This is a genomic window from Streptomyces sp. NPDC004327 (assembly GCF_042873935.1).
In the GTDB taxonomy this organism is placed as follows: Bacteria; Actinomycetota; Actinomycetes; order Streptomycetales; family Streptomycetaceae; genus Streptomyces.
Window position 1 is genome coordinate 258,473 of sequence record NZ_JBIAME010000010.1, and the last position, 22,707, is coordinate 281,179.

The following is a 22,707-nucleotide window of genomic DNA, read 5'->3' on the forward strand; positions in this document are numbered from 1 at the left end:
TCGGACGGCCCGTCGCCCCCGTCACGCACCGCCGGGGCGGCGGGCCGTCACAGCGTGAGCTTGAAGCCGTCGTGGCTGCGGGCGAAGCCCAGCGAGCCGTAGAAGCGGTGCGCCTCGGTGCGGGACTTGTTGCTGGTCAGCTGGACGAGCCCGCAGCCACGGGCCGCGGCCCTGGCGACCGCCCGGCGCATCAGCTCGCGGCCGAGCCCGCCGCCGCGGCGGTCGGCCCGGACGCGCACGGCCTCGATCAGGGCCCGCTCGGCGCCGCCCTTGCCGAGGCCGGGGATGTACGTGGCCTGGAGACAGCCCACGACGAGCTCCCCGTCACGGTCGTCCACCAGCACCAGCATCTCGTTGCGCGCGTCGGCCTCGATGTCCGCGAACGCCCTCTCGTAGGCGGGCGTCACGGTCACCGAGGCCGGGTCCACCACCCGCTCCTCGTCGGCGAGGAGCGCGAGGACGGCGGGCAGGTCGGCACGGGTGGCGGGACGCAGGATCACGGCCGCAGTCTCGCACACCCGTGCCCACGGGCCGTCCCGTCGTCACCTCACGGGCGGAAGCGCAGCACCTGCGGGTCGTGGTCGCTGTTCTGGTCCGCGAACTCCGCGTTGATGTGCACCGAGTCGTACTCGAAGTGGTGCACGCCGGGGCTGGTCAGGATCTGGTCGAGGACCTGGCTGTTGCCCTGGTAGACGTACGAGTAGCGCTCGCTCTCCGGCAGCGACAGCATGGCCGGGTAGAGCGCGCCGCCGTCGGTCATCGCCTGCGTGGTGCCGGAGAACTCGAAGTCGTTCATGTCGCCGACCACGAGCACGTTCGCCTGCTTGTCGACGGCCTCGATGTCCTTCACGAAGGCGTTGACGGCCTGCGCCTGGAGCAGTCGCTTGGCGTCGGAGGAACGGTTCGGCGGCTGGTGCTGGGAGACGATCGACTCGTCGCCGCCCTTCGAGGTGAGGTGGTTCGCGACCACGATCACCGTGCGGCCGCGGAAGCGGAACTCGCCGGCCAGCGGCTTGCGGCTGTTCTCCCAGGCGGTGTTCGCCGGATCGATGCGGCCGGGGGAGACGGTGAGGTGGGCGTCGCCCTTCTCGCCGGTGACGCCGACCGGGGTGGTGGCGTCGCCGCCCGGACGGTCCACGAAGGACACGCGCGCGGGGTTGAAGAGGAAGACCTGACGGATGTTGCCGCCGGGCTCGCCGCCGTCCTTGCCGTTCTGCGGGTCGATCGAGCGCCACTGGTACGCCGGGCCGCCGGCCGCCTCGATGGCCGCCGTGAACTTCTTCAGCGTCTCGCCGGCCGTGACCGTGCCGTCGTTCTTGGCGCCGTTGTCGTCCTGGATCTCCTCCAGGGCGACGATGTCGGGCGAGGCGAGGTTCTCGACGACCGCCTTGGCGAGCGCGTCGAACTTCTCCTGCGGGTCCGTCGGGTCGAGGTTCTCGACGTTGTACGTGGCGACCGCGAGCTCGTTCTTGTGCTGGCGCTCCGTCACCTCGCGCTCCAGGCCGAGGTCCACGCGCTCGCCCAGCGTGCGGGCCACCAGGGTGTAGCCGCCGAACTGGTTGAAGTCCAGCGGGCCCTCGGTGGTGCCGGTCAGCCAGTCGCCGACGTTGGCCTTCGGGAAGGGCTGCTGGGAGATCGGCGCGAGCTGCTGGATCTGCAGCCGGCCGGTGTTCTGCGAGTCGTACGAGCCGTAGACCGTGCCGCCGCGCTCGTTGTCGTTCTCGAACGGCTTCACCGTCACCCACAGCTCGGAGTACGGGTCGGTGGCGCCGACCACGCGCGAGGAGCCGATGCTGACGTTCATGCCCTCCAGGGACTCGTAGTAGTCCAGGGCGTACTTCTCCGGGTCGAGCGTCAGTCCGTTGACCGAGCCGCCGGCCGCCGGGTCGCCCGCCGGGGCGTACTCCTCGGGGACGGAGCCGGACCAGATCTCGACCGGGGCCGGGACCGCGTTGCCCTTGGAGGCGACGGTGACGACCGGCTTGGAGATCTGGGTCAGCGACTGGTTGCCGGAGTTCAGGCCGCCGGGCACGTACTCGGTCACCGTGCCGGCCACGCTCACCGCGTCGCCGACGGCGACGGTCGGGACCGAGCTGGTGAAGACGAAGATGCCCTCGCTGGTGGCCGGGTTGTCGTCGGCGTTCGGATCCTGGATCCAGAATCCACGCGAGCCGTAGGTGCGCACGCCCGTGACGATGCCGGTCACGCCGGTCACCTGCCTGCCGGCCAGCGGCGAGGTGCGGGTGGTGCCCTGGATGTCGTGGATCCGGGCGGGGGTGGCCGCGCCGGGCGCGGCGGCGGCGGTCACCGCCTCGTCGGCGGAGGCGGCCGTCCCACCGAGCAGACCGGCGGCGAGGGCGGCGGAGACGACGGCGGCGACGGCGGCGGATCTCGGTATGGAGGAAGACATCAAGGTACTCCGGGAGGATTTGGACGAACGATCGAAAGATCTACGCGCGTCAATTTCGTTGCACAGACGCACACTTGTCAAGGGTCGACGGGTGTACGAAGGCTGACGCCCCGGTGAACCGGCGGACCGCCCCCCGAATGCGTCTACGCTGAAGGCCGCGTCGACGCGCGACCGTCCCGTCCCCGCCCGCCCCCGTCGCCTCCACGGCACGGGAGGTGCCCCCAGCCGCCGAGGAGAACACCCGACATGGCACCGGACCACCCGACCCTTCCCCCCGTTCGGCTGCCCTCGGACGCGGAGCTGGCGCGGGACGCCCTGGCCGCCCCCCTCCTCACCCGTGCCGTGCGGCTCGCCCGCTGGGCCGGCCCCGAGACCCGGGTCGGCGCCGGCGGCGAGCTCGTCGAGGAGCAACTGCCCGCCGCCGCCGAGGCCCTCGGCCTGGCCGGCGACGAGGACGGCGAGGCGTACGCGAGCGAGGCGTGGCGGGTCGCCGTCGACACCGGCCTCGTCGAGATCCACGATCCCGACGACGCAGACGACGCAGACGACGCAGACGACGCAGACGACGCCGATGAGGCGGACAGCGCGGAGGATGCCGGGGGCGCCGAGGGCGCGGGCCACGAGGGCCCGGGGGGCGACGGCGGCGAGGAGGCCGGCACCGTCACCGTCGGCGAGAACCTCGGCCTGCTCACCGCCGGTTCGCCGCAGGACGTCCTCGCCGTCTGGCTCGACGGCTTCGAGGCCGTCTTCTCCGACGCCGCCGCGCCCTACATCGACGACCTCGACGCGCTCGTCGGCCCCGACGGCGAGATCGACTTCGAGGCCCTCGACTGGGACCCGGAGGGCGAGGCCGAGTTCCTGGAGGGCGTCCTCGGCAACCTCTACCTGCTGACCGTCTCCGAGGGCGGGGCCGGCGAGGGCCCGGTGCCGCTGCCCGCGCTCGCCGCCTCGATGGTCGTCCCCGACGACATGAGCGAGCCCACCGACGACGTCCTGGAGCAGGTCTCGGACGCGATGATGCGGCTCGACGAGCAGTTCCGGATCCTGGAGCCGATCGGGCTCGTCGAGTACCAGCCCGTCGACGAGGCCCTGATGGTCGAGGAGGGCGAGCAGGGCGCGGAGTCCGCCGCCCCCTTCGACGACGAGGACGTCAGCCGCTACGGCATGGTCCGGCTCACGCCGCTCGGCCTCTACGGCGTCCGCGCCCGGATGCTGGAAGCCGGCCTCACCGCCCCCGCCGTCGGCGAACTCGCCGGCAAGGGCGCCGAGGTGCTCCTCGACGGCCTCGCCCACTACCCGCAGGCCGCCGCCCGCGCCGAGACCGCCGGCTGGCTCGCCGCCCGTGACGCCGCCACCGCGGCCCGCGAGCTGCTCGCCGCCGCGCGGGGCGCCGACGCCGGCGCCCCGCTGCGCCGGCTCCACGTCCAACAGGCCCTCTCCCTCGTCGGCCCGGACGCCGAACCGGCCGTACGGGAGGTCCTCGACGACCGCGAACTCGGTGGTCTCGCCCGGGTCTGGCTCGCCGAGCGCGGCGCCACGGACATCCCGGCGCCGCCCGAGGCGATGATCTTCTGGCTGGCCGTCGACACCATCGCCGCCCACCTCGACGCCGACGGCGACCTGGAGGAACTCCAGGACCTCATCGAGGGCCTGACCGGCCGTCACGGCGGCTTCTTCGACGAGGTCTGGCGCGTCGACCACCCGGCCACCGCCGACGTCCTCGACGCGATGGGCCGGCTGCACCGCGACAAGCCCTCGGCGAAGGAGGCCCGCAAGGCCGCGTTCAAGGCGAGGTCGCGGGGCTGACCGGAGCCCCCGGAGCGGCTCACGTCCGCAGGTAGGACGCCCCGTTCATGTCGAGGACCGTCCCCGAGGCCCACTCGGCCTCCGGGGACGCCAGCCACAGCACCGCCGCCGCGATCTCCTCGGGGCCCGCCACCCGGCCGAACGGCGACTGGGCCCGGATGGCCTCGCCCTCCGCTCCGGTGAGGCGCGGGGCGACCCTCTCCGTGGCGAAGAAGCCGGGTGCCACCGAGGCCACCGCGATGCCGTGCGGGGCGAGGGCGACGGCCAGCGACTGGCCGAGCGCGTGCACGGCGGCCTTCGTGGCGCCGTAGGCCGGGTGGTCCGGCTCGCCGCGGAAGGCGCCTCGCGAGCCGATGTTGACGATGCGGCCGCCGGTGCCCTCCCTCGCATCCCCTTGGGCACGGGGGCACCCCCAGATCATCCAGTGCGCGGCGCGATGGCTGAGATAGGCCGTGCCGAGCAGGTTCACGGAGACGTGCCGCTGCCACAGCTCCGCCCACTCCTCGTACGGCGTCGTCGCCGGAGGATGCGGCAGGTTCACGGCCGCGTTGTTGACCAGGACGTCCAGGCCGCCGAGCGCCTCGGCCGCCGTGTCCGCGACCCGGGCGGCCCCGGCCGGGTCGGCGAGGTCGCCGCAGACCAGGGTGTGGCCGGTGCCGTCGAGCGAGTCGAGGGTCGCGCGGGCCTCGTCGGCGCGGGAGCCGTAGTGGACGGCCACCCGGTCGCCGTGTGCGGCGAAGGCCCGGGCCACCGCCCGGCCCAGGCCGCGCGACGCGCCGCTGACCAGTACGCGCCTACCGTGCGCGGGCAGGTTCATGGAGGATCGCCTTTCTGTTCAAGTCCCGTTTATACGGGGGCGCGACCGTGTGCCGCGACACCAGGTGCCGTCAGGTGACGACAGGGAGAAGACCGTCATGTCCCAGACCCGCAGAGAGTTCGCCAAGCAGTCCGCCGCGGCGGGCGCCGGCCTCGCCCTCACCGGTGCCGTCGGTGTGCTCGCCACCGCGCCGCAGGCGCTGGCCGCCGACGAGCACGAGGTGAGCGCCCAGGGCGACGAGCAGGGCCGCGGCCGCGCCCTCGGCTACGGCGAGCTGGTCGCCGACCCCGCCGGCATCCTGGCCCTCCCCGAGGGCTTCAGCTACCGGGTGGTGACCCACAGCGGCGTCACCCGCCTGGAGTCCGGCGAGTTCACGCCCTCCAACCACGACGGCACCGCCGCCTTCGACGGCCCGCGCGGCACCACGTACCTGGTCAACAACCACGAGCTCAAGGGCCCGCGCGCCAAGTGGACCTACCCGGTCCCGCTCACCGAGGGCCTGGTCTACGACCCGGCGGCGGCCGGCGGCTGCACGGTCGTCGAGGTGCACCGCGACGGCACGGTCGCCGAGTGGGTCGGCATCGCCGGCACCTCCACCAACTGCGCGGGCGGCCGCACCCCCTGGGGCACCTGGCTCACCTGCGAGGAGACCGAGGACCTGGCCGGCAAGAACGGCATGACCAAGGACCACGGCTACGTCTTCGAGGTCGACCCGCACGACCGGGGCGCGGGCCGCGACCCGAAGCCCGTCAAGGCGTTCGGCCGCTACGCCCACGAGGCCGTCGTCATCGACCCCAGGCGTGGCCACGCCTACCTCACCGAGGACGCGGCCGGCCCCAACGGGCTGTTCTACCGCTGGGTGCCGCCGCAGGGCTTCGAGCACGGCCGCGGGCGGCTCCGGGCGCTCGCCGACGACGCCGGCCGGCTCCAGGCGGCCAAGTGCTTCGACGCCGCCGGCCAGTACGTCGACGACCTCTCCCGCGCGACGAGGATCGGCACCGTCTACGGCGTGGACTGGGTCGACGTCGAGGACCGCGACGCCCGCACGACGTCGCTGCGCAAGCAGTTCGGCGAGGGCGAGATCACCCGAGCCCGCAAGCTGGAGGGCATGTGGTGGGGCGACGGCGGCGCGTACGTCGTCTCCTCGTACGCCCGCGAGGAGAGCCCCGTCGCGCACGACGGCCAGGTCTGGTTCTACGACCCGAAGCGCCGCACCCTCACCCTCCAGGTGCTGCTCGGCGTCAACGCCGCCCCGGAGCAGGACGGCGCCTTCGACGGCCCCGACAACATCACCGTCTCCCCGTACGGCGGTCTCGTCATCGCCGAGGACGGCGAGGGCATCAACCACCTGTTCGGCGCGACCGAGAGCGGCCGCACCTACCCGATCGCCCGCAACGACCTCAACGACAGCGAGTTCACGGGCGTGACCTTCTCGCCCGACGGCGACACCCTCTTCGCCAACATCCAGACGCCGGGCATCATGCTCGCGATCACCGGCCCCTGGCGCCGCCAGCCCCGCCGCTGACGCCGCCGGGGCCGGCTCCCGCCGCGCCCAGCGGTCCTGCCCGCCGCCGGGCCCCTCAGAGGGTCTGGGCGGCGGGCTTCACCATGCCGCGCACGGTCCGGGACTTCACGAAGTCGCCGATCGCCGTCATCTCCCACTCGCCGGAGAACTGGCGGATGAGCTTGGCCATCATCACGCCCGTCTGCGGCTCCGCCGTCGTCAGGTCGAAGCGGACCAGCTCCTCGCCGGTCGTCCCGTCGAGCAGCCGGCAGTACGCCTTGGCGACCTCGGTGAACTTCTGGCCGGAGAAGGAGTTGACGGTGAAGACCAGGCCGGTGGTGTCTGCGGGCAGCCGGCCGAGGTCGACCACGATGACCTCGTCGTCACCCGCGCCCTCGCCGGTCAGGTTGTCACCGGAGTGCTTGATGGCGCCGTTGAGGATGGACAGCTTGCCGAAGTAGCAGCTGTCGATGTGGTTGCGCTGCGGGCCGTACGCGATGACGGAGGCGTCCAGGTCGATGTCCCGGCCGCGGTAGGCGGGCTCCCAGCCGAGGCCCATCTTGACCGTGGAGAGCAGCGGACGGCCGCCCTTGACCAGGGACACGGTCTGGTTCTTCTGCAGGCTGACCCGGCCCTTGTCCAGGTTGATCTTCCCGGTGCCGACCGGCGGTGCGGCCGGCGGGGCCGGGGGAGCGGCGGGCGGCGCGGGCGGGGTCTGCCAGGCCGGCGGGGCCGACGGCGGGGCGGCGGGAGCCTGCGGCGCGGCCGGGGCGGGCGGGGCGACCGGGGCGGGGGCGGCGGCGGGCGTGGGCTCCTCGTCCACGCTCACGCCGAAGTCGGTGGCGATTCCGGCCAGCCCGTTCGCGTACCCCTGGCCCACCGCGCGGGCCTTCCACGCCCCGTTGCGCAGATAGATCTCCATGACCACGAGCGCGGTCTCGGTGGCGAGGCTCGGCGGGGTGAAGGTGGCGAGCACGCTGCCGTCGTCCGCGTCGCGCAGGGTCGCGGTGGGCTCGATGCCCTGGAAGGTCTGGCCGGCGGCGTCCGGGCTCGCGGTCACCACGATCTTCTCGACGCCGGACGGCACCGCGGAGGTGTCCACCAGGATGGCGTCGGGCGCCGTGCCGCCGCCGGAGCGGTAGGTGACACCGGGGCCTGACGGCTGGTTGTAGAAGATGAAGTCGTCGTCGGAACGCACCTTGCCGTTGGCGCCGAGCAGCAGGCCCGAGACGTCGAGCCGCACCGGGGCGGCGACGTCCACCGCCACGCGAGCGGCGGTGAGAGGGATGTTCGAGCCGGGGGTCATAGCGGTCATGCCCGGGGTAACGAGCGGCATGCCTTTGCCGTTCCCTTACGCTTTCGACTCGTGGGTGGGAGCTCTTTTCGGACAGTGGACGTGGACGAGGCGCGCGAGGAGATCGAGGCGCGCTACTACGCGAACTTCATGGACGTCATCGACGCGCGCGAGGGACGCCCGTTCGCCGCGCGCTTCGACACCGTCGGCCTCGGGCCGCTGATGATCGGCGACCTGAGCTGCGGCGCGGACGTGCGGATGCGCTTCGGTGAACTCGGCGCGTTCCACATCAACGCGCCGCTCAGCGGGACCATGGAGCTGCGCCAGGGCGGCAGCGGGCGCCGGCTGGTCGCGACCGCCGACGAGGCGGTGCTGCTCGACCCGTCCGGGGACACCTTCCTCGACCGGTGGAGCGGGGACTGCCGGGTGCTCTCGGTGAAGATCGGCGCGGAGGCCCTGGAGGAGCGCCTGGAGGCGCTGCTCGGCCGGCCGCCGGGCGGCCGTCTCGGCTTCGGCGGCGGGCTCGACATCACCCGCGGCCCCGGTCTGAGCTGGGTGACCTTCGCCCGCCAGGTGGCGGCCGGGGCGCTCGCCGGCGACGGCCTCGCCACCCATGAACTGGTCGCCCGCCCGCTCCAGGAGGCGCTGCTCAACGGCCTGCTGCTCGCCGCCGACCATCCCTGGCGCGAGGAGCTCGACCGGCCGGCGGGCCCGGCCCGGCCGGCGCCCGTCAAACGGGTGATGGAGGCGGTGCGGGCCCGCCCCGAGCACCCCTTCACCACCACCGAGCTGGCCGCCCTCGCCCGGGTCAGCGTGCGCCGGCTCCAGGAGTCGTTCCGCCAGTACGTGGGGATGTCCCCGATGGCCTTCGTGCGCGAGGTGCGCCTGGAGCGGGTCCACGAGGAGCTGCGGACGGGCGACCCGGACGGGATGGCCGTCGGCGACGTGGCCTGGCGCTGGGGCTTCACCCACCCGGGCCGGTTCGCGGCGCAGTACCGGGCCCGGTTCGGCGAGCCGCCCTCGCGGACGCTGCGCGGCTGACGGGCTGTGACGGGAGGTGCTGGCAGAGTGACCGAATCCGCATTTTTCGCGCCTCCTCATGACCGATTTCGTCGACTGAGGGCCAGCTGAAGATCGAATCCGTCGCGTTTTGTGGACACTGGCCGCGCTTCGCGGCTCGCGGCGATCTTGACCGCGGCCTATCGTCGGCTTGTCCGCGTGCCTTTGAGCTCGCGTCGACCCGGGCCCCGGCCGGCTCCCCCGCATAGTCCGGCCGGGCCTGTGCTCTTCTCCCCGCGCCCCGGCGTCCACGCCCGGGCCAGCAGCGCCGCGCCGGCGAGCCCCGCCACCCCGAGGACCGGCAGCAGCACCCGTACGTCGACCACCGCCAGCAGGCCCGCGCCGAGTGCGATGGCCACCGCGTTCGGCACGAAGACCAGGGTGTTCGCGGTCCCGGCCGCCCGGCCCACCGCCTCCGCCGGGACGTTGCGCTGAACGGCCGTCATCGCGGCGATCAGGACCCACGGCAGGCCCACCCCGATGAGCACGCTCGCGGCCAGGGCGCTCGTGTCGTACGGCAGCGCCCGCCCCGCAGCGCCCAGCGCGAAGAGCGCGAGCCCGGCCGCCGCGAGCGCCCGCTCCGGCAGCCGCTTCAGGAGCGGCCCCGCCGTGAGCCCGGCCGCGACGGACCCGGCGCCCTGCACCGCGTACAGCACGCCCGCGTACGCCGGGGAGTGGCCGAGCCCCCGGTCGACGACCGCGTAGATCGCGGCCCCGTTGAGCCCCGCGAGCAGCATGGTGAAGCCGCCGGCCCCGACGAGCAGCCGCAGCAGCGGCGACTCCCACAGCAGCCGGACGCCGTCGGCGACCCGGGGCCGCCGCTCCGGCGCGGGCGGCTCCTCCCGCACCCGCAGGAGCGCGAACACTCCGGCCGCCAGGGCGAAGGTGACCGCGTCCAGGACGGCGACGGGACCGCCGCCGTAGCGGGCGAAGAGCCCGGCCGCGACGAGCGGCGCGAGCAGCTTCATCGCCTCGTTGACGGTCATCCGCAGCCCGTTGAGCTCCCCGAGCCGCTCCGGGTCGAGCGCGCCCGCCGCGAGCGCGGCCTCCGCCGCGTCATGGACGGCGCCCTGCGTCCCGTACGCCAGGAGCACGACGAACAGCAGCCACACCCGCCCGGGCCGGTCCACCCAGAGCAGCAGGGGCAGCAGCGCCGCCATCGCCAGGTTCACGGTGACGAGCAGCGGCCGCCGGCGCACCCGGTCGACGAGCGAGCCGAGCAGCGGCCCGAGCAGTGCGGGCGCCCACAGGGCGAAGGCGGTGAGGGCGGCCAGGCTGTCGGAGCCGGTGAGCGACTTGACCCAGATCCCGGAGACGAGCCACATCGCGGTCGTGCCGAAGCCGGACACGAGCACGGCGGTCAGATAGAGAGGAACACGCATGTCGTCAGGCTGGCGTCTGAGGTGGCCGCGCCGGATCGGTCACCTGCCCTAATGCGGTCCTACGGCATTCCGTAGGACCGCCGCTCGATCAGCGGGCGGGGGTGTCCACGAATGTGGGGCGAGGGCACGCTCAGGCCGTGATCCGTGCCGCCCGCCGCGTCTCGAACCACAGCGCCGCACCCGTCACCAGTGCGCCCGTGCCCTCCCACAGGCCCACGCCGAGGAAGCCGGCCGGGGCGCGGCCGGTGACGACGGCGAGGGTGAACACGGTGCAGGTGAGGAGGCGGAAGGGGACCGTCCAGCGGAAGAAGGACTTCCAGTCGGCGAGGGCGGCGAAGACGTAGTAGACGCCCATGTTGAGCGCCGCCATGGAGGAGGCGGTCAGGAAGAGGAGGGTGTGGTCGTCGGCCGCGCGGCTCGCCTCGGATATCGGCGTGAGGCCCATGAGGCGGATCGTCGTGTCGGGCGAGATCAGGCCCACCACGCCGAGGACCGCGGCGAGGACGCCGAAGACGGCCATGGTCCAGCCGGACAGGGAACGGGGCAGACGCACGGCGGGTCCTCCGGGAAGCACGAACATATGCGCGAGGCATGGGCAGGACACCTGCATATCGTGCGGTGGGGGCCGATCCCTCATCGGCCCCCACTTTTACGTCACTTCAGCGCGTGACTTCAGCGCGTCGCTTCAGCAGCACGTGACTTCAGTGCGTCACTTCAGCGCCGCCTTCATCATCTTCTGCGCCACCGGCGCCGCGAGCCCGTTGCCGCTGACCTCCGAGCGAGCCGCGCCCGAGTCCTCGATCATCACCGCGACGGCGACCTCCTTGCCGGTGGCCGGGTCCTTCGCGTACGAGGTGAACCAGGCGTACGGCGTCTTGCTGTTGTTCTCGCCGTGCTGGGCCGTGCCGGTCTTGCCGCCGACCTCCACACCGGAGATCGCCGCGTTCGTGCCGGTGCCCTCCTCGACCACCGTCCGCATCGCGCTGCGCAGCTGCTGCGCCGTCCCGGACGACACGACCCGCCGGGTGTCGCCGTCCTCGTACGTCTGCAGCGCGTCGCCGTTGGCGTCGACGACCTGGGACACCATGTGGGGCGCCGCCATGAGACCGTCGTGGGCGATCGCCGCCGACACCATGGCCATCTGCAGCGGCGTCGCCGTCACGTCGAACTGGCCGATGCCGCTCAGCGCCGTCTGCGCCTTGTCCATGCCGGACGGGTAGCCGCTGGCGTAGGCCCGTACCGGCACGTCCAGCTCCTTGTCGTTGAAGCCGAACTTCTCCGCCATCGCCTTCACCTTGTCCTGGCCCAGGTCGACGGCCATCTTCGCGAAGACATTGTTGCAGGAGTAGCGCAGCGCGGTGCGGATCGTCGCGTTCTCGCAGGGCGCGGACGCGTTCTCGTTGCGCAGCACGGTGCGGGTGCCGGGCAGGGTGTACGGGTTCGGGCTCTGCGTCGCCGTGTCCACCGAGCCGTACAGGCCGTCCTCCAGGGCCGCCGCCGCGACGACCAGCTTGAACGTCGAACCCGGCGGCAGCGGCTGCCGCAGCGCCCGGTTGACCAGCGGCTTGTCCTCGTCCGTGGTCAGCCGCTGCCACTCCTTGCCGTCCTTGAGCCCGGCGATCTTCGACGGGTCGTACGACGGGGTCGACACCATGCCGAGGATCCGGCCGGTCTTCGGGTCGATGGCGACGGCGGCGCCCTTCTTGTCGCCGAGCGCCTTGTAGCCGGCCTTCTGCACGGCCGGGTCGATCGTCGTGACGACCGTGCCCGGCTCGGCCTGCTTGCGGGTCAGCGCGTCGACCGGGTTCGTCAGCCGGGTGTCGGTGCCGTCGAGGACGTCGGCGTAGATGCCCTCCAGCTGGGTCGCCCCGTACGCCTGGGAGCTGTAGCCGGTGACGGCCGCGTAGAGCCTGCCGTCGGTGTAGTCGCGCTTGTACGCGAGGTCGCCGCCCTCCGTCCGTTTCGAGCCGGTGACCGGCGAACCGGCCACGACGATGTTGCCCAGCGGCTGCGCGTACTGCGCGATGGTCTTCCGCCGGTTCTTCTTGTCGTTCGCGAGGGCCTTGCCTTCGTACCCCTGCACCCAGGTGGCCCAGCCGAGCAGGGCCAGCACCAGGAGCAGCGCGAAGACCGAGGCGCGCCTGATCGTCTTGTTCATCCCATATGCGGGACGAACGGATGACCGAGCGGCGTTCCGGACGTGTTCGGTTTCTCAGGGAACCTTCATGCGGTGTGCACGGAGTGTGCCCAAGGCTCACCGCGGCGTGATGAACCCCGACTCGTACGCCGCGATCACCGCCTGGGTGCGGTCCCGGGCACCCGTCTTCGCGAGGACGGCGGCCACGTGCGTCTTCACCGTCGCGGGGCCCACGCCCAGCAGGCCGGCGATCTCCGCGTTGGCCAGGCCCTTCGCCATGTGCCGCAGCACCTCCGCCTCCCGCTCGGTGAGCCGGGCGGCCCAGGGCGGGGCGGTCGGCGGGTTGCGGCGGGCGTGCTCGGCGGCGAGGCCGCGCACCGCAGCCGGGTAGAGCAGCGAGTCGGTGCGGGCCACCAGCCGGACCGCGCTCACCAGCTCCTCCGGCGCGGCCCGCTTGAGCAGGAAGCCGACGGCGCCGACGCGCAGTGCCTCGTACACGTAGGCGTCGTTCTCGAAGGTGGTCACGACCACGATCCGCGGCCCGTCCGCGCCGCCGTCGCCCCCCGCGCCGCCGAGGATGTGCCGGGTCGCCTGGATGCCGTCGATCTCCGGCATCCGCACGTCCATCAGGACCACGTCCGGCCGCAGCTCCCGCACCACCGACACCGCCTCGGCGCCGGTCGCGGCCTCCCCGACGACCGTGAGGTCGGGCTCGGCGTCCAGGATCACCCGCAGCGCCGTCCGCACCATCCGCTCGTCGTCGGCGAGCACCACCCGGATCGGATCCACCGTCCGCGCGTCCGTCGTCGTCTCCGTCATCGCGCGCCTCCGACCGGCAGCCGGGCGGCGAGCCGCCACACGCCGTCCACCGGGCCGGCCTCGGCCGTGCCTCCGAGCAGCCGGGCCCGCTCGGCGACGCCGCGCAGGCCGCGCCCGCCGTCCGGGCGGGCCACCGGCGCGGTGCGGCCGCCGTCGGGCAGCGGATTCTCCATGGTGATCTCCAGTTCGTCCCCCGACAGCGCGATCCGCGCCGTCACCGTCTCCTCGCGCGCGTAGCGCACGGCGTTGGTCAGTCCCTCCTGCACGATCCGGTACGCCTCCCGCGACACCGCCTCCGGCAGGCCCGTCAGCTCCCCGCGCACCGTCAGCGCCACCCGCGCGGCGCCCGCGTCCGCGCCCCGGACGAGCGCGTCGAGCGCCTCCAGGCCGGGCGCGGGCAGCGTGCCGTCGTCCTCGCCGCTGCGCAACAGGCCGAGCACGGCGTCGAGTTCACCCACCGTGCGCCGGGTGGTCTCCTCGATGGCGGTGAGCGCCTCCCGCACGAAGTCCGGGTCGGCGCCGGAGTCGAGCACCCGGCGGGCCGCCCCGGCCTGGAGGGTGACGGCGCTGAGCGCGTGCCCGACGGAGTCGTGCAGCTCGCGGGCGAGCCGGTTGCGCACGGCCAGTTCGGCGGCCCGCCGCTCCGCCGCGGCCAGCCGGTCGGCCGGGCTCGGCCCGAGCAGCCGGGGCGCGGCGGCGGCGAGCAGCGCGCCGGTGGCGGCCGCCGCGGCCACGAGCGCGAGCAGCATCAGGAGCCCGAGCGGCAGCCCGGCCCGGGCCAGCCAGTCCTGGTCCAGGCCCCACAGCCGGCCGAGCTCGGAGCGGCGCAGCTCCGCCGAGAACGACAGCGCCGCCACGGACACCGCGAACGGCGGCAGCGCCAGGCTGGCCCCGCTGAGCAGCGCGCCCGCGCCCAGGTGCAGCGTGAACCAGCCGGCCGTGCGCGCCCGGGCGCTCCGCCCGCGCGCGGGACCCTCCGCGAACCGCCCGGCCGGCACCCCGCACAGCGCGCGGGCCGCCGCCACCGACATCGGCCGGGTGAGCGGGAAGAGCGCGGTGACGGCGACGAGCGGCAGCCCCACCGCGTACGCGCCGAGCTGGGTGACGAGGCTGCTGCCGAACATCGCCCCGCCGCCGGTGAACGGGCCGACGACCAGGGTGCCGACCAGCCAGTACGGCATGAACAGGGCGCCGCCCAGGATCAGATGGAGCCAGCGCCGCCGGGCCGTCTGCCCGAACAGCGCGCCCCCGAGGCGTCTCATGCGGTCCGGCCCCGGCGGGTCAGGACCACGGCCAGGCAGCCGGCCAGCAGGAATCCGGTGATCATCTCGCCAGCGTAGGTGGTGATCATCTGGCCCGAGGGGGCTTTGGCGGCTTCGCCCATGGGCAGCAGCGAGACGAGCGTCATGTACGCGCCCCAGCACCCGGCCGCGCCGGACGACACCCAGGACACGGCGAGCGCCGTCCGCACCCGCAGTCCGGCGGGCCGCCGCCGGGCCAGGCACAGGGTGATCGCGGCGGCGAGGACGAGGAACAGGGCGCGTACGACGTCGACGGTCGCGTGGTCGCTGTCGTACTCCGCGGCGAACGCGGGCGACAGGCCCGAGGTCACGCCGCAGGCCCACAGGGTGTGCAGCGCGGCCGGCAGCAGGGCGAGGACGGCACCGGTCACGGCGACGGCCCGGGTGCGCGGGCCCATGAGCCCGGCGGGCAGTGCGCCGAGCCGCCCGGCCCAGAGGTGGCCCCAGCGGTCGCGGGCGTACAGGACGAAGAGGGTGCCGAGGCTGAGGCCCTGGAGGATGAAGCCGCCGTAGACGACGGGGAAGACCCACGCGTCGAGGAAGGGCTCCTTGCCCGTCGGGGAGGGCGCCCCGGACCCGCCGCCGACGAGCGAGACGATCAGCTGGCCCGGGTACCCCGCCATGATCGGCGCGAGCAGGCCCGTCGCCGCCCACATCGGGAAGGCGAGCAGCCAGGCCGGCACCCGCATGCCCCACGGCCGGGTGAGCAGCAGGGCGAGCAGCACCACGACCGCGTCGGCGAGCACGGAGAGGCCGTTGGCGACGGCCATCAGCGTCGGATGGTCGAGCAGCACGCTGCCGGCCGGGATGCCGACCCGGCTGCCGGCCACCCAGGCGACCTTCAGACCGATGTACGGGAGGCAGGCGACCATGGCGAGGACGCGCAGCGTCGGGCGGAGGGCCCCGGCGGGGGCGGTGGGGGCGGTGGATGTCGTCATGCCCTCACCCTCGCGCCGCGACCGGGCCCGGCACGTCCTGCCGTACGGCGAAGTGCCTCCGCCGCGCGGGGGAGACGCCCGGTCCGCACGGACGAGGGGACCGGGGCCGGTGGCGTCGCGGACCGGACGAGAGCCGACGTCGCGGGGTTGGACGGGAGGCCGGTGGGGCGGGGCCGGACGGGGGCCGGTGTGGCGGGGTCGGACGGGAGCCGGCCGGTCGCCCGGGCGAGACCGTACGGCCGGAGCCGCCGGAGCCGCCGGAGCCGCCGGAGCCGCCGGAGCCGCCGGAGCCGTCGGGGCGTCCGTACGGACGAGGGCCGGCGCCGCCGGTGCGGCTAGAGCCGGCGGGTCGCCCGGGCGAGCCGGTCGCGCGCCTCGAACAGCGCTTCCTTGACCATCCGTTCGCGCTCCGGCGTCAGCCGGGCCACCGGCACCGAGCAGCTGATCGCGTCGCGCGCGGGGGAGCGGTAGGGGATCGCGATGCCGAAGCAGCGCAGGCCGAGCGTGCTCTCCTCGCGGTCCACCGCGTAGCCCTGCTCGCGGATGCCCGCGAGCTCCTCGATCAGCAGCTCCCGGTCGGTGACGGTGTGTTCGGTGACCGCCGGCAGCGCCTCGGGCAGCAGCGCGCGCACCCGCTCGTCGCCGAGGGTGGCGAGCAGTGCCTTGCCGAGCGCGGTGGAGTGCGCGGGCAGCCGGCGGCCGACGCGGGCGGACGGCCGCAGATGGTGCCGGGACGGGCGGATCGCCAGATAGACCACGTCGGTTCCGTCGAGCCGGGCCAGATGGATGGTCTCGGTGGTGTCGTCGGAGAGCCGGTCGAGGGTGGGCCCGGCGGCGGCCACCACCTCGTCGCCGTCCACGTACGACGTGCCGACGAGCAGCGCCCGCACCCCGATCCCGTAGCGGGTGCCGGTCGCGTCCGTCTCCACCCAGCCGAGCTCGACCAGCGTGCGCAGCAGCATGTAGAGGCTGGACTTGGGGTAGCCGACGGCCTCCTGGACGGTGGCGAGCGAGTGCATGCCGGGCCGGCCGGCCAGCCACTCCAGCAACTCCACCGTCCGCACCGCGGACTTGACCTGGCCCCCGCCACCCGTGTCGCCGACCGTCATCGCCGCCCCTCTCCCCGAAGCGCCCCGAGCCCCTTGTGGAGACGGCTCGGCCGTCCCTAGAGTCCCTGACGTATTCACGTACAGGGACGTTGTTCAGAATAGCGAACGAGGTGGGCGGCGTGGCGGCGACGGCGGAACCAGTGTGGAGCGTGGACCCGAGGACGGGAAAGCAGCGCGAACAGGTCGCGGTGACGGCCGACGGCGAGGAGCTCGACCGGGCCGTACGGGCCGCGCACGCCACCCTCGGCGCGCTCGCCGACCGGCCCGCCCGCGCCCTGCTGCTGCGCACCGCCGCCGACCTCCTCGACGAGGCCCGCGACGCGGTCGTGGAGGCCGCCGACGCCGAGACCGCGCTCGGCCCGGTCCGGCTCACCGGCGAACTGGCCCGCACCGCCGCCCAGTTGCGCTTCTTCGCCGACATCGTCGACGAGGGCGCCTTCCTCGGCGTACGGATCTCCCGGCCCGATCCCGCCACCACGCCGCCCACGCCCGACCTGCGGCGCATGAGGATCCCGCTCGGCGTCGTCGCCGTCTACGCCGCGAGCAACTTCCCGCTCGCCTTCTCCGTTCCCGGCGGCGACACCGCGAGCGCCCTCGCCGCCGGCTGCCCCGTCGTCGTCAAGGCGCACCCCGACCACCCGGCCACCTCCGAGCTGTGCGCCGCGCTGCTGCGCCGCGCCGCCGCCAGGGCCGGGCTGCCCACGGACGGGGTCTCGCTCGTGCACGGCTTCGACGCGGGCGTGGAGCTGATCCGCCACCCGCTGGTCGCCGCCGCCGGTTTCACCGGGTCGGTGCGCGGCGGCCGGGCGCTCTTCGACGCCGCGGCCGCCCGGCCCGTACCCATCCCCTTCCACGGCGAACTCGGCTCGCTCAACCCGGTGGTCGTCACCGAGGCCGCCGCCGAGGCGCGCGCCGAGGAGCTCGGCGCGGGGCTCGCCGCCTCCATGACGCAGGGGCAGGGCCAGTTCTGCACGAAGCCGGGCTTCGTCCTGGCGCCCGCGGGCCCGGCCGGCGACCGTTTCGTGGCCGCCCTCACCGCGGCCGTCAGCGAGACCGAGCCGGGCGTGATGCTGGACCACCGGATGCGCGACGCCTTCGTCGACGGCGTACGGGAACGGGCCGCGCTGCCCGGCGTCACCGCGCCCGTCACGCCCGGCGCGGGCGGCGAGCACACCGTCAGCGCCGGAGTCCTCACGCTCGCCGCGGGCCTGCTGCCGCAAGGCGGCCACGCGGCCCTCCTGGAGGAGTGCTTCGGGCCGGTGACGGTCGTCGCCCGCTACGCCTCCCGGGAAGAACTCGACGCGGTCCTCGCTCTGCTGCCCGGCAACCTCACCGCCACCCTGCAGACGACCGACGGCACGGCCGACGGCACGGAAGGCGCGGCCGACCCCGACGCCGCCGACCTGCTGGCCCGGCTCACCCCGCTCGCCGGGCGGATCCTCGTCAACGGCTGGCCGACCGGAGTGGCCGTGGCCGACGCCCAGCACCACGGCGGCCCCTATCCGGCCACCACCTCCCCGTACACCTCGGTCGGCGGCACGGCCGTCGACCGCTGGCTGCGCCCGGTCACGTACCAGTCGACGCCGCAGGCCCTGCTCCCGCCCGAACTGCGCGACTGATCACGCCGTCCGGGCCGCCCCCGCTCTCACACCCGCACCACGATCTTGCCGAGGTGGCTGTTGGACTCCATCAGCCGGTGCGCGTCCGGCAGCGCCTCCAGGCCCTCGAAGGTCTCGGCGACCACCGGCGCGAGCGAGCCGTCGCGCAGCCCGGAGCCGATGAACCCGGCCATCCGGGCGCGCCCCTCGGCCGACCGCACCACCGCGCCGTTCGCGTAACCGCGCACGGTCAGCGGCCACTGCATCGGCACCTCGGCCGGGCGCGCGTCCATCCAGCCGTAGAGCACCGCCGTGCCCGCCGGGCGCAGCGCCCCGCCGAGCCGGGCGAAGCCGGGGCCGCCGATCGCGTCGAAGACCACGTCGGCGCCCTCGCCGCCGGTGATCCGGCGCACCTCGGCGACCAGGTCCTGCTCGTCGGTGGTGATCACGTGCGCGGCGCCGAGCGCGCGCAGCCGCCCGGCCTTGGCCGCGCCCCGCGTGGCGGCGATCGGAACCGCGCCGATCCGCAGCGCGGTCTGGATCGCGGCCGTGCCGACGCCGCTGGACGCGCCGGTGATCACCACATGGCCGCCGGGCCGCAGCCCGCCCGCCTCCACCATGCCGCCGTACGCCGTCGAGTACGCGAGCCAGGCCGCCGCACCGGCGACCGCGTCCACCCCCGTGGGACGCGGCACCAGATGCTCCTCGCGCAGCACCACGTGCTCCGCGTACACCCCGTGCACCCCGAAGTCGAAGTTGGCCGCCGACAGCACCGGGTCGCCCGGCGCGTACGCCGTGACGTCCTCGCCGACCTCCTCGACGACGCCCGCCGCCTCGTAACCGAGCCGCGAGCCCGGCAGCGTCGCCTGGTAGTGGTAGCCGCCCGAACGGAACAGCGCCTCGGCCCGGTTGAGCCCGATCGCCTCCACCCGCACCCGTACCTCGCCGGGCCCGGGCGCCGGCAGCACCGTCTCCTCGACCGTCAGCACCTCCGGCCCGCCGAGCTCGTGGAACAGAACCGTCCTGGTCTTCATCTCAACTGCCGTCTTGTTTCCCATGACTTCGACCGTAGGCGGGGCCGGGTGAGACGATCCATGTCCGACCGGCTCCCGGATATGTCCGATCGTCTCGCCGCCCGGCGGAAGGGGTACGGTGCCGGGCATGGACGTACTGAGCGATGCCATCGCCGCCATGCGCACCGGCCGCCCCCACTCCTCCCGCACGGTCCGCTTCGCGCCCTGGGGCGTCCGCTACCCGGCCAGCCAGAGCGCCGGCTTCCACGTCATCCTCCAGGGCACCGCCTGGCTGCTGCCCCCGGAGGGCCCGGACCGCCCGGGCGGCGCGCCCGTCCGGCTCGGCCCCGGCGACGTCGTCCTGTTCGCGCACGGCACCGGCCACGGCCTCGCCGACCGGCCCGACACCCCGCTCGTCGACGCCGTGCCCGCGCCCGACGGCTCCTGGCCCACCCCGCCCGACCGCGGACCGGTCGGCGCCGAGGAGACCCTGCTGCTGTGCGGGGCCTACCAGCTGAACCGGACCCGCGCCCATCCGCTGCTCACCGAGCTGCCCCCGTACGTCCACATCCCCGCCCGGGTCGGCGCCCATCCGCGGCTGCGCGCCGCCGTAGAACTGCTCGGCGCCGAACTCGCCGAGCCCCAGCCCGGATCCGACGCCGCCGTGCCCGCGCTCCTCGACACCCTGCTGCTCTACCTGCTGCGCACCTGGTGGCTGACCGAGCGCGCCGACCGGACCACCGGCTGGTCCGCCGCCCTCGCCGACCCGGCCGTCGCCGCCGCCCTGCGCGCCCTGCACGGCGAGCCCGCCCGCCCCTGGACGGTCGAGGAACTCGGTGCCCTCGGCGGCCTCTCCCGCGCCGCCTTCGCCCGCCGCTTCACCGCCCTGGTGGGCCGGCCGCCGCTCGCGTACCTCACCTGGTGGCGGATGACGACCGCCGGACGGCTGCTGCGCGACGACGACCTGCCGCTGCGGGTGGTCGCCCAGCGCTTCGGCTACGCCTCGGAGTTCGCCTTCGCCAAGGCGTTCAAGCGGGAGTACGGGATGGCGCCGGGCCAGTACCGAAGCGCCTCCTAGGGCCGTTCCCGGCGGCGGCGCGGCAGCCTCAGCGAGGCCAGCGTGGTGAGCGTCAGCAGCCCTGCGCTGATCAGGAGCGAGGTGCGCAGGGCGCCGGCCACGCCCGTGGCGGCGAAGGAGCCGAAGACCGCGACGGCCAGCGCGCCCGCCGTCTGCCGGATGGCGTTCAGCAGGCCCGCCGCCGTGCCCGCGCGCTCGGCCGGGACGGCCTCCAGCATCGAGGCGATCAGCGGCGGCAGCGCGAAGCCGCAGCCCAGCGCCAGCGGCACGAGCAGCAGCGCCTGCGCCGCCTTCGGGGTGTCCGCGTCGACCACGAGCAGGGCGAGCAGTCCGGCCACCGACACGACCTGGCCGACGACGATCGGCAGCCGGGCGCCGTAGCGGGCCGCGACCCGCGCGGAGAGCACGTTCACGCCGGCGAGCAGCCCGGTCATCGGCAGGAACATCAGGCCCGCGCCCAGCGCGGACAGGCCGAGGACCTGCTGGAAGAAGAGGCCGAAGACGAACACCATGCCGTAGAACGCGACGGTGTTGGCCGAGCCCGCCGTCACCGCCACCACCACCGTGGTGTCGCGGAACAGGCCCAGCGGCACCATCGGGTGCTTCCGCCGCGCCTCGATCACCAGGAACGCGGCGAAGAAGACCACCGCGATCCCGAGCGCCCACCACGCGCGCGTACCGCTCTCGATCGCCGCGAAGGTCAGCGCCGCCAGCGCCACCACGGCCGTGAGCTGGCCGGGCAGGTCGAGCGGGGCGGGGCGCCGCGGCGAGCGGCCGACCCGGGTGAGCAGGGCGATCGCGAGCAGGCCGAGCGGCAGGTTGATGAAGAAGATCGCCCGCCAGCTCCACGCCGTGGTCAGCGCCCCGCCCGCCACCGGACCGAGCGCCACGGCGACCGTGCCGCCCGCCGCCCACAGCGACACCGCTCGGGCCCGCCGCACCGGATCGCCGTACGCCTCCCGTACGAGCGCGAGCGAGGCCGGCAGCATCACGGCGGCCGCCACGCCCTGCACCGTACGGGCCGCGAGCAGCGCGGGCAGGCCGGGCGCGAGGCCGCAGGCGGCGGAGGCGAGGGTGAAGACGACGACCCCGAAGGCGTACGCCCGGCCGGCGCCGATCCGGTCGGCGAGTGCGCCGCTGGACAGCAGCAGCGCGGCGAAGGCGAGCGTGTAGGAGTCGACGACCCACTGGAGTCCGGTCAGCCCTGTCTGGATATCGGATCCGATCGCGGGCAGGGCGACATTGACGACGGAGGTGTCGAGGGTGATGACGGCGAAGCCCAGCATGGCGGCGGCGAGCGCGGGGCCCGGGCCGCGGCGCGGGGCGGGTGGTGCGGAGGCCGTGGCCGGGGTGTCAACGGGGGCCGGGGAGAGGTCGGTTGAGGTCATGTCCTCAGCCTCGTGATCTCCGGGGCCGTAGAGTAGTGGCCTGAATGCCATACGACCGGAGGTTCTGGCCATGTCCGCTGTCCGGCGCGTCGCCGTCATCGCCGCCCCGCCCGTCTCGATGTTCAACCTGGCCATCCCCGAGATGCTCTTCGCCAAGGTCGAGGTCGACGGCGGCCCGGGCTACGAGACGGTCATCTGCACCACGGACCCGGGGCCCGTCACCACCTCCGGCGGCCTCGACCTGCGGATCCCGCACGGCCTGGACGCGGTGGCCGGCGCCGACACGGTGATCCTGGCGGGCACCGGCCAGTACAGCGACCCCGACCCGCGCATCCTCGACGCGCTGCGCCGGGCCGCCGCCCAGGGCAGCCGGATCGCCTCCATCTGCACCGGCGCCTTCGCGCTCGCCGCCGCCGGACTCCTCGACGGACGCCGGGCCACCACCTACTGGGCCTACAGCGGACTGCTCGCCGAACGCCACCCGGCCGTCGACCTCCAGGACGACGTGCTCTTCGTCCAGGACGGCCCGCTGCTCACCTCCTCCGGCTACGCCGCCGGCATCGACCTGTGCCTGCACATCATCCGCACCGACCACGGCGCCGCCGTCGCCAACCAGGTGGCCCGGCTCGCCCTGGTCGCGCCCGTACGGCCCGGCGGCCAGACCCAGTTCACCCAGACCCCGCTGCCGCCCGAGCGCGGGATCTCCTTCGCCGACACGCGCGCGTGGGCGATGGCGCACCTCGACGAGCCGCTCACCCTCACCGACCTCGCCCGGCACGCCGGCGTCTCCGTGCGCACCCTCTCCCGCCGCTTCCACGCCGAGACCGGGGTCAGCCCGCTCCAGTGGCTGCTGCACCAGCGCGTCGAGCGGGCCAAGGAGCTCCTGGAGACGACCTCGCTGCCCATGGACCAGGTGGCGCGGGGCTGCGGGCTCGGCACCGCGGACTCGCTGCGGCAGCACCTGCTGCGCCGGACCGGGCTGACGCCGAGCGCGTACCGGGCCTCCTTCAGCAGGCTGACCGGAACCGCAGTGCCGGCCGGCGCGTCCTGAGGG

Annotated in this window: 19 protein-coding genes; 6 read left to right on the top strand and 13 right to left on the bottom strand. The window is 74.4% G+C overall.

Translation table 11 applies throughout. The annotated features are described in order from the left end of the window. Positions 1-47: 47 nt before the first annotated feature. Positions 48-500: a GNAT family N-acetyltransferase gene (locus tag ACFYU9_RS31235; protein WP_389216681.1), complete on the bottom strand. Its 453-nt coding sequence runs from the start codon at positions 498-500 to the stop codon at positions 48-50. Positions 501-547: 47 nt separating this feature from the next. Then, positions 548-2,410: an endonuclease/exonuclease/phosphatase family protein gene (locus tag ACFYU9_RS31240; protein WP_389216683.1), complete on the bottom strand. Its 1,863-nt coding sequence runs from the start codon at positions 2,408-2,410 to the stop codon at positions 548-550. Between the two features lie 246 nt (positions 2,411-2,656). Here ACFYU9_RS31240 and ACFYU9_RS31245 point away from each other — a divergent pair, with 246 nt between their 5' ends. Further along, on the top strand, positions 2,657-4,216 hold the full coding sequence (locus tag ACFYU9_RS31245; RefSeq protein WP_389346979.1) for a hypothetical protein: 1,560 nt from the start codon (positions 2,657-2,659) through the stop codon (positions 4,214-4,216). A gap of 19 nt (positions 4,217-4,235) precedes the next feature. On the opposite strand, the gene ACFYU9_RS31250 is transcribed toward ACFYU9_RS31245, so the two are convergent. Further along, on the bottom strand, positions 4,236-5,033 hold the full coding sequence (locus ACFYU9_RS31250) for an SDR family NAD(P)-dependent oxidoreductase (protein ID WP_389216687.1): 798 nt from the start codon (positions 5,031-5,033) through the stop codon (positions 4,236-4,238). Between the two features lie 97 nt (positions 5,034-5,130). On the opposite strand from ACFYU9_RS31250, the gene ACFYU9_RS31255 reads away from it, so the two are divergent. Then, a complete protein-coding gene (locus ACFYU9_RS31255; protein WP_389346981.1) occupies positions 5,131-6,558 on the top strand; it encodes an alkaline phosphatase PhoX in 1,428 nt (475 codons plus the stop codon). A 55-nt stretch (positions 6,559-6,613) separates the two neighbouring features. Here the strand turns inward: ACFYU9_RS31255 and ACFYU9_RS31260 are convergent, their stop codons facing one another. Beyond that, positions 6,614-7,843: a TerD family protein gene (locus ACFYU9_RS31260; RefSeq protein ID WP_389347077.1), complete on the bottom strand. Its 1,230-nt coding sequence runs from the start codon at positions 7,841-7,843 to the stop codon at positions 6,614-6,616. A 90-nt stretch (positions 7,844-7,933) separates the two neighbouring features. On the opposite strand from ACFYU9_RS31260, the gene ACFYU9_RS31265 reads away from it, so the two are divergent. Continuing rightward, entirely contained in the window at positions 7,934-8,872 is a 939-nt protein-coding gene (locus ACFYU9_RS31265) for an AraC family transcriptional regulator (protein WP_389346984.1), read from the top strand. Between the two features lie 158 nt (positions 8,873-9,030). Here ACFYU9_RS31265 and ACFYU9_RS31270 read toward each other — a convergent pair whose 3' ends face one another. The 7 genes from ACFYU9_RS31270 to ACFYU9_RS31300 all read right to left on the bottom strand — a co-directional run bounded on the left by ACFYU9_RS31270 (position 9,031) and on the right by ACFYU9_RS31300 (position 16,576). Further along, positions 9,031-10,272: an MFS transporter gene (locus ACFYU9_RS31270; protein ID WP_389216696.1), complete on the bottom strand. Its 1,242-nt coding sequence runs from the start codon at positions 10,270-10,272 to the stop codon at positions 9,031-9,033. A 130-nt stretch (positions 10,273-10,402) separates the two neighbouring features. Beyond that, positions 10,403-10,792, bottom strand: coding sequence for a hypothetical protein (locus tag ACFYU9_RS31275; protein WP_389217014.1), 390 nt, complete (start codon positions 10,790-10,792; stop codon positions 10,403-10,405). Positions 10,793-10,981: 189 nt separating this feature from the next. Beyond that, entirely contained in the window at positions 10,982-12,430 is a 1,449-nt protein-coding gene (locus ACFYU9_RS31280; protein ID WP_389346986.1) for a peptidoglycan D,D-transpeptidase FtsI family protein, read from the bottom strand. A gap of 96 nt (positions 12,431-12,526) precedes the next feature. Continuing rightward, positions 12,527-13,228 (bottom strand): response regulator, encoded by a 702-nt coding sequence (locus tag ACFYU9_RS31285; protein WP_389346988.1) that lies wholly within the window; start codon positions 13,226-13,228, stop codon positions 12,527-12,529. After that, entirely contained in the window at positions 13,225-14,490 is a 1,266-nt protein-coding gene (locus ACFYU9_RS31290) for a sensor histidine kinase (protein WP_389216705.1), read from the bottom strand. Before ACFYU9_RS31290 ends, ACFYU9_RS31285 begins: the two co-directional genes overlap by 4 nt. After that, on the bottom strand, positions 14,487-15,467 hold the full coding sequence (locus ACFYU9_RS31295; protein ID WP_389346990.1) for a hypothetical protein: 981 nt from the start codon (positions 15,465-15,467) through the stop codon (positions 14,487-14,489). The genes ACFYU9_RS31290 and ACFYU9_RS31295 overlap by 4 nt, the downstream gene beginning before the upstream one ends. Before the next feature lie 335 nt (positions 15,468-15,802). Continuing rightward, positions 15,803-16,576 (bottom strand): IclR family transcriptional regulator, encoded by a 774-nt coding sequence (locus ACFYU9_RS31300; RefSeq protein WP_389216710.1) that lies wholly within the window; start codon positions 16,574-16,576, stop codon positions 15,803-15,805. 119 nt (positions 16,577-16,695) lie between these two features. Here ACFYU9_RS31300 and ACFYU9_RS31305 point away from each other — a divergent pair, with 119 nt between their 5' ends. Beyond that, entirely contained in the window at positions 16,696-18,195 is a 1,500-nt protein-coding gene (locus tag ACFYU9_RS31305) for an aldehyde dehydrogenase (NADP(+)) (protein WP_389346992.1), read from the top strand. 26 nt (positions 18,196-18,221) lie between these two features. Here ACFYU9_RS31305 and ACFYU9_RS31310 read toward each other — a convergent pair whose 3' ends face one another. Next, positions 18,222-19,232 (bottom strand): zinc-dependent alcohol dehydrogenase family protein, encoded by a 1,011-nt coding sequence (locus ACFYU9_RS31310; protein ID WP_389346994.1) that lies wholly within the window; start codon positions 19,230-19,232, stop codon positions 18,222-18,224. A gap of 103 nt (positions 19,233-19,335) precedes the next feature. On the opposite strand from ACFYU9_RS31310, the gene ACFYU9_RS31315 reads away from it, so the two are divergent. Then, positions 19,336-20,265: an AraC family transcriptional regulator gene (locus ACFYU9_RS31315; RefSeq protein WP_389216716.1), complete on the top strand. Its 930-nt coding sequence runs from the start codon at positions 19,336-19,338 to the stop codon at positions 20,263-20,265. Here ACFYU9_RS31315 and ACFYU9_RS31320 read toward each other — a convergent pair. Next, the gene (locus ACFYU9_RS31320) at positions 20,262-21,653 is read right to left on the bottom strand and encodes an MFS transporter (RefSeq protein ID WP_389346996.1); all 1,392 of its coding nucleotides are present in this window, start codon (positions 21,651-21,653) and stop codon (positions 20,262-20,264) included. The two genes, ACFYU9_RS31315 and ACFYU9_RS31320, sit on opposite strands and share 4 nt — an antisense overlap. Before the next feature lie 70 nt (positions 21,654-21,723). On the opposite strand from ACFYU9_RS31320, the gene ACFYU9_RS31325 reads away from it, so the two are divergent. Beyond that, entirely contained in the window at positions 21,724-22,704 is a 981-nt protein-coding gene (locus tag ACFYU9_RS31325) for a GlxA family transcriptional regulator (RefSeq protein WP_389346998.1), read from the top strand. Positions 22,705-22,707: the final 3 nt, after the last annotated feature.

Coding starts and splice junctions, on each gene's coding strand:
- ACFYU9_RS31240 (WP_389216683.1), bottom strand. CDS start 2,410: ATGTCTTCCTCCATACCGAGATCCGCCGCCGTCGCCGCCGTCGTCTCC.
- ACFYU9_RS31245 (WP_389346979.1), top strand. CDS start 2,657: ATGGCACCGGACCACCCGACCCTTCCCCCCGTTCGGCTGCCCTCGGAC.
- ACFYU9_RS31250 (WP_389216687.1), bottom strand. CDS start 5,033: ATGAACCTGCCCGCGCACGGTAGGCGCGTACTGGTCAGCGGCGCGTCG.
- ACFYU9_RS31255 (WP_389346981.1), top strand. CDS start 5,131: ATGTCCCAGACCCGCAGAGAGTTCGCCAAGCAGTCCGCCGCGGCGGGC.
- ACFYU9_RS31260 (WP_389347077.1), bottom strand. CDS start 7,843: ATGACCCCCGGCTCGAACATCCCTCTCACCGCCGCTCGCGTGGCGGTG.
- ACFYU9_RS31270 (WP_389216696.1), bottom strand. CDS start 10,272: ATGCGTGTTCCTCTCTATCTGACCGCCGTGCTCGTGTCCGGCTTCGGC.
- ACFYU9_RS31275 (WP_389217014.1), bottom strand. CDS start 10,792: ATGGCCGTCTTCGGCGTCCTCGCCGCGGTCCTCGGCGTGGTGGGCCTG.
- ACFYU9_RS31280 (WP_389346986.1), bottom strand. CDS start 12,430: ATGAACAAGACGATCAGGCGCGCCTCGGTCTTCGCGCTGCTCCTGGTG.
- ACFYU9_RS31285 (WP_389346988.1), bottom strand. CDS start 13,228: ATGACGGAGACGACGACGGACGCGCGGACGGTGGATCCGATCCGGGTG.
- ACFYU9_RS31290 (WP_389216705.1), bottom strand. CDS start 14,490: ATGAGACGCCTCGGGGGCGCGCTGTTCGGGCAGACGGCCCGGCGGCGC.
- ACFYU9_RS31295 (WP_389346990.1), bottom strand. CDS start 15,467: ATGACGACATCCACCGCCCCCACCGCCCCCGCCGGGGCCCTCCGCCCG.
- ACFYU9_RS31300 (WP_389216710.1), bottom strand. CDS start 16,576: ATGACGGTCGGCGACACGGGTGGCGGGGGCCAGGTCAAGTCCGCGGTG.
- ACFYU9_RS31310 (WP_389346994.1), bottom strand. CDS start 19,232: ATGGGAAACAAGACGGCAGTTGAGATGAAGACCAGGACGGTTCTGTTC.
- ACFYU9_RS31315 (WP_389216716.1), top strand. CDS start 19,336: ATGGACGTACTGAGCGATGCCATCGCCGCCATGCGCACCGGCCGCCCC.
- ACFYU9_RS31320 (WP_389346996.1), bottom strand. CDS start 21,653: ATGACCTCAACCGACCTCTCCCCGGCCCCCGTTGACACCCCGGCCACG.
- ACFYU9_RS31325 (WP_389346998.1), top strand. CDS start 21,724: ATGTCCGCTGTCCGGCGCGTCGCCGTCATCGCCGCCCCGCCCGTCTCG.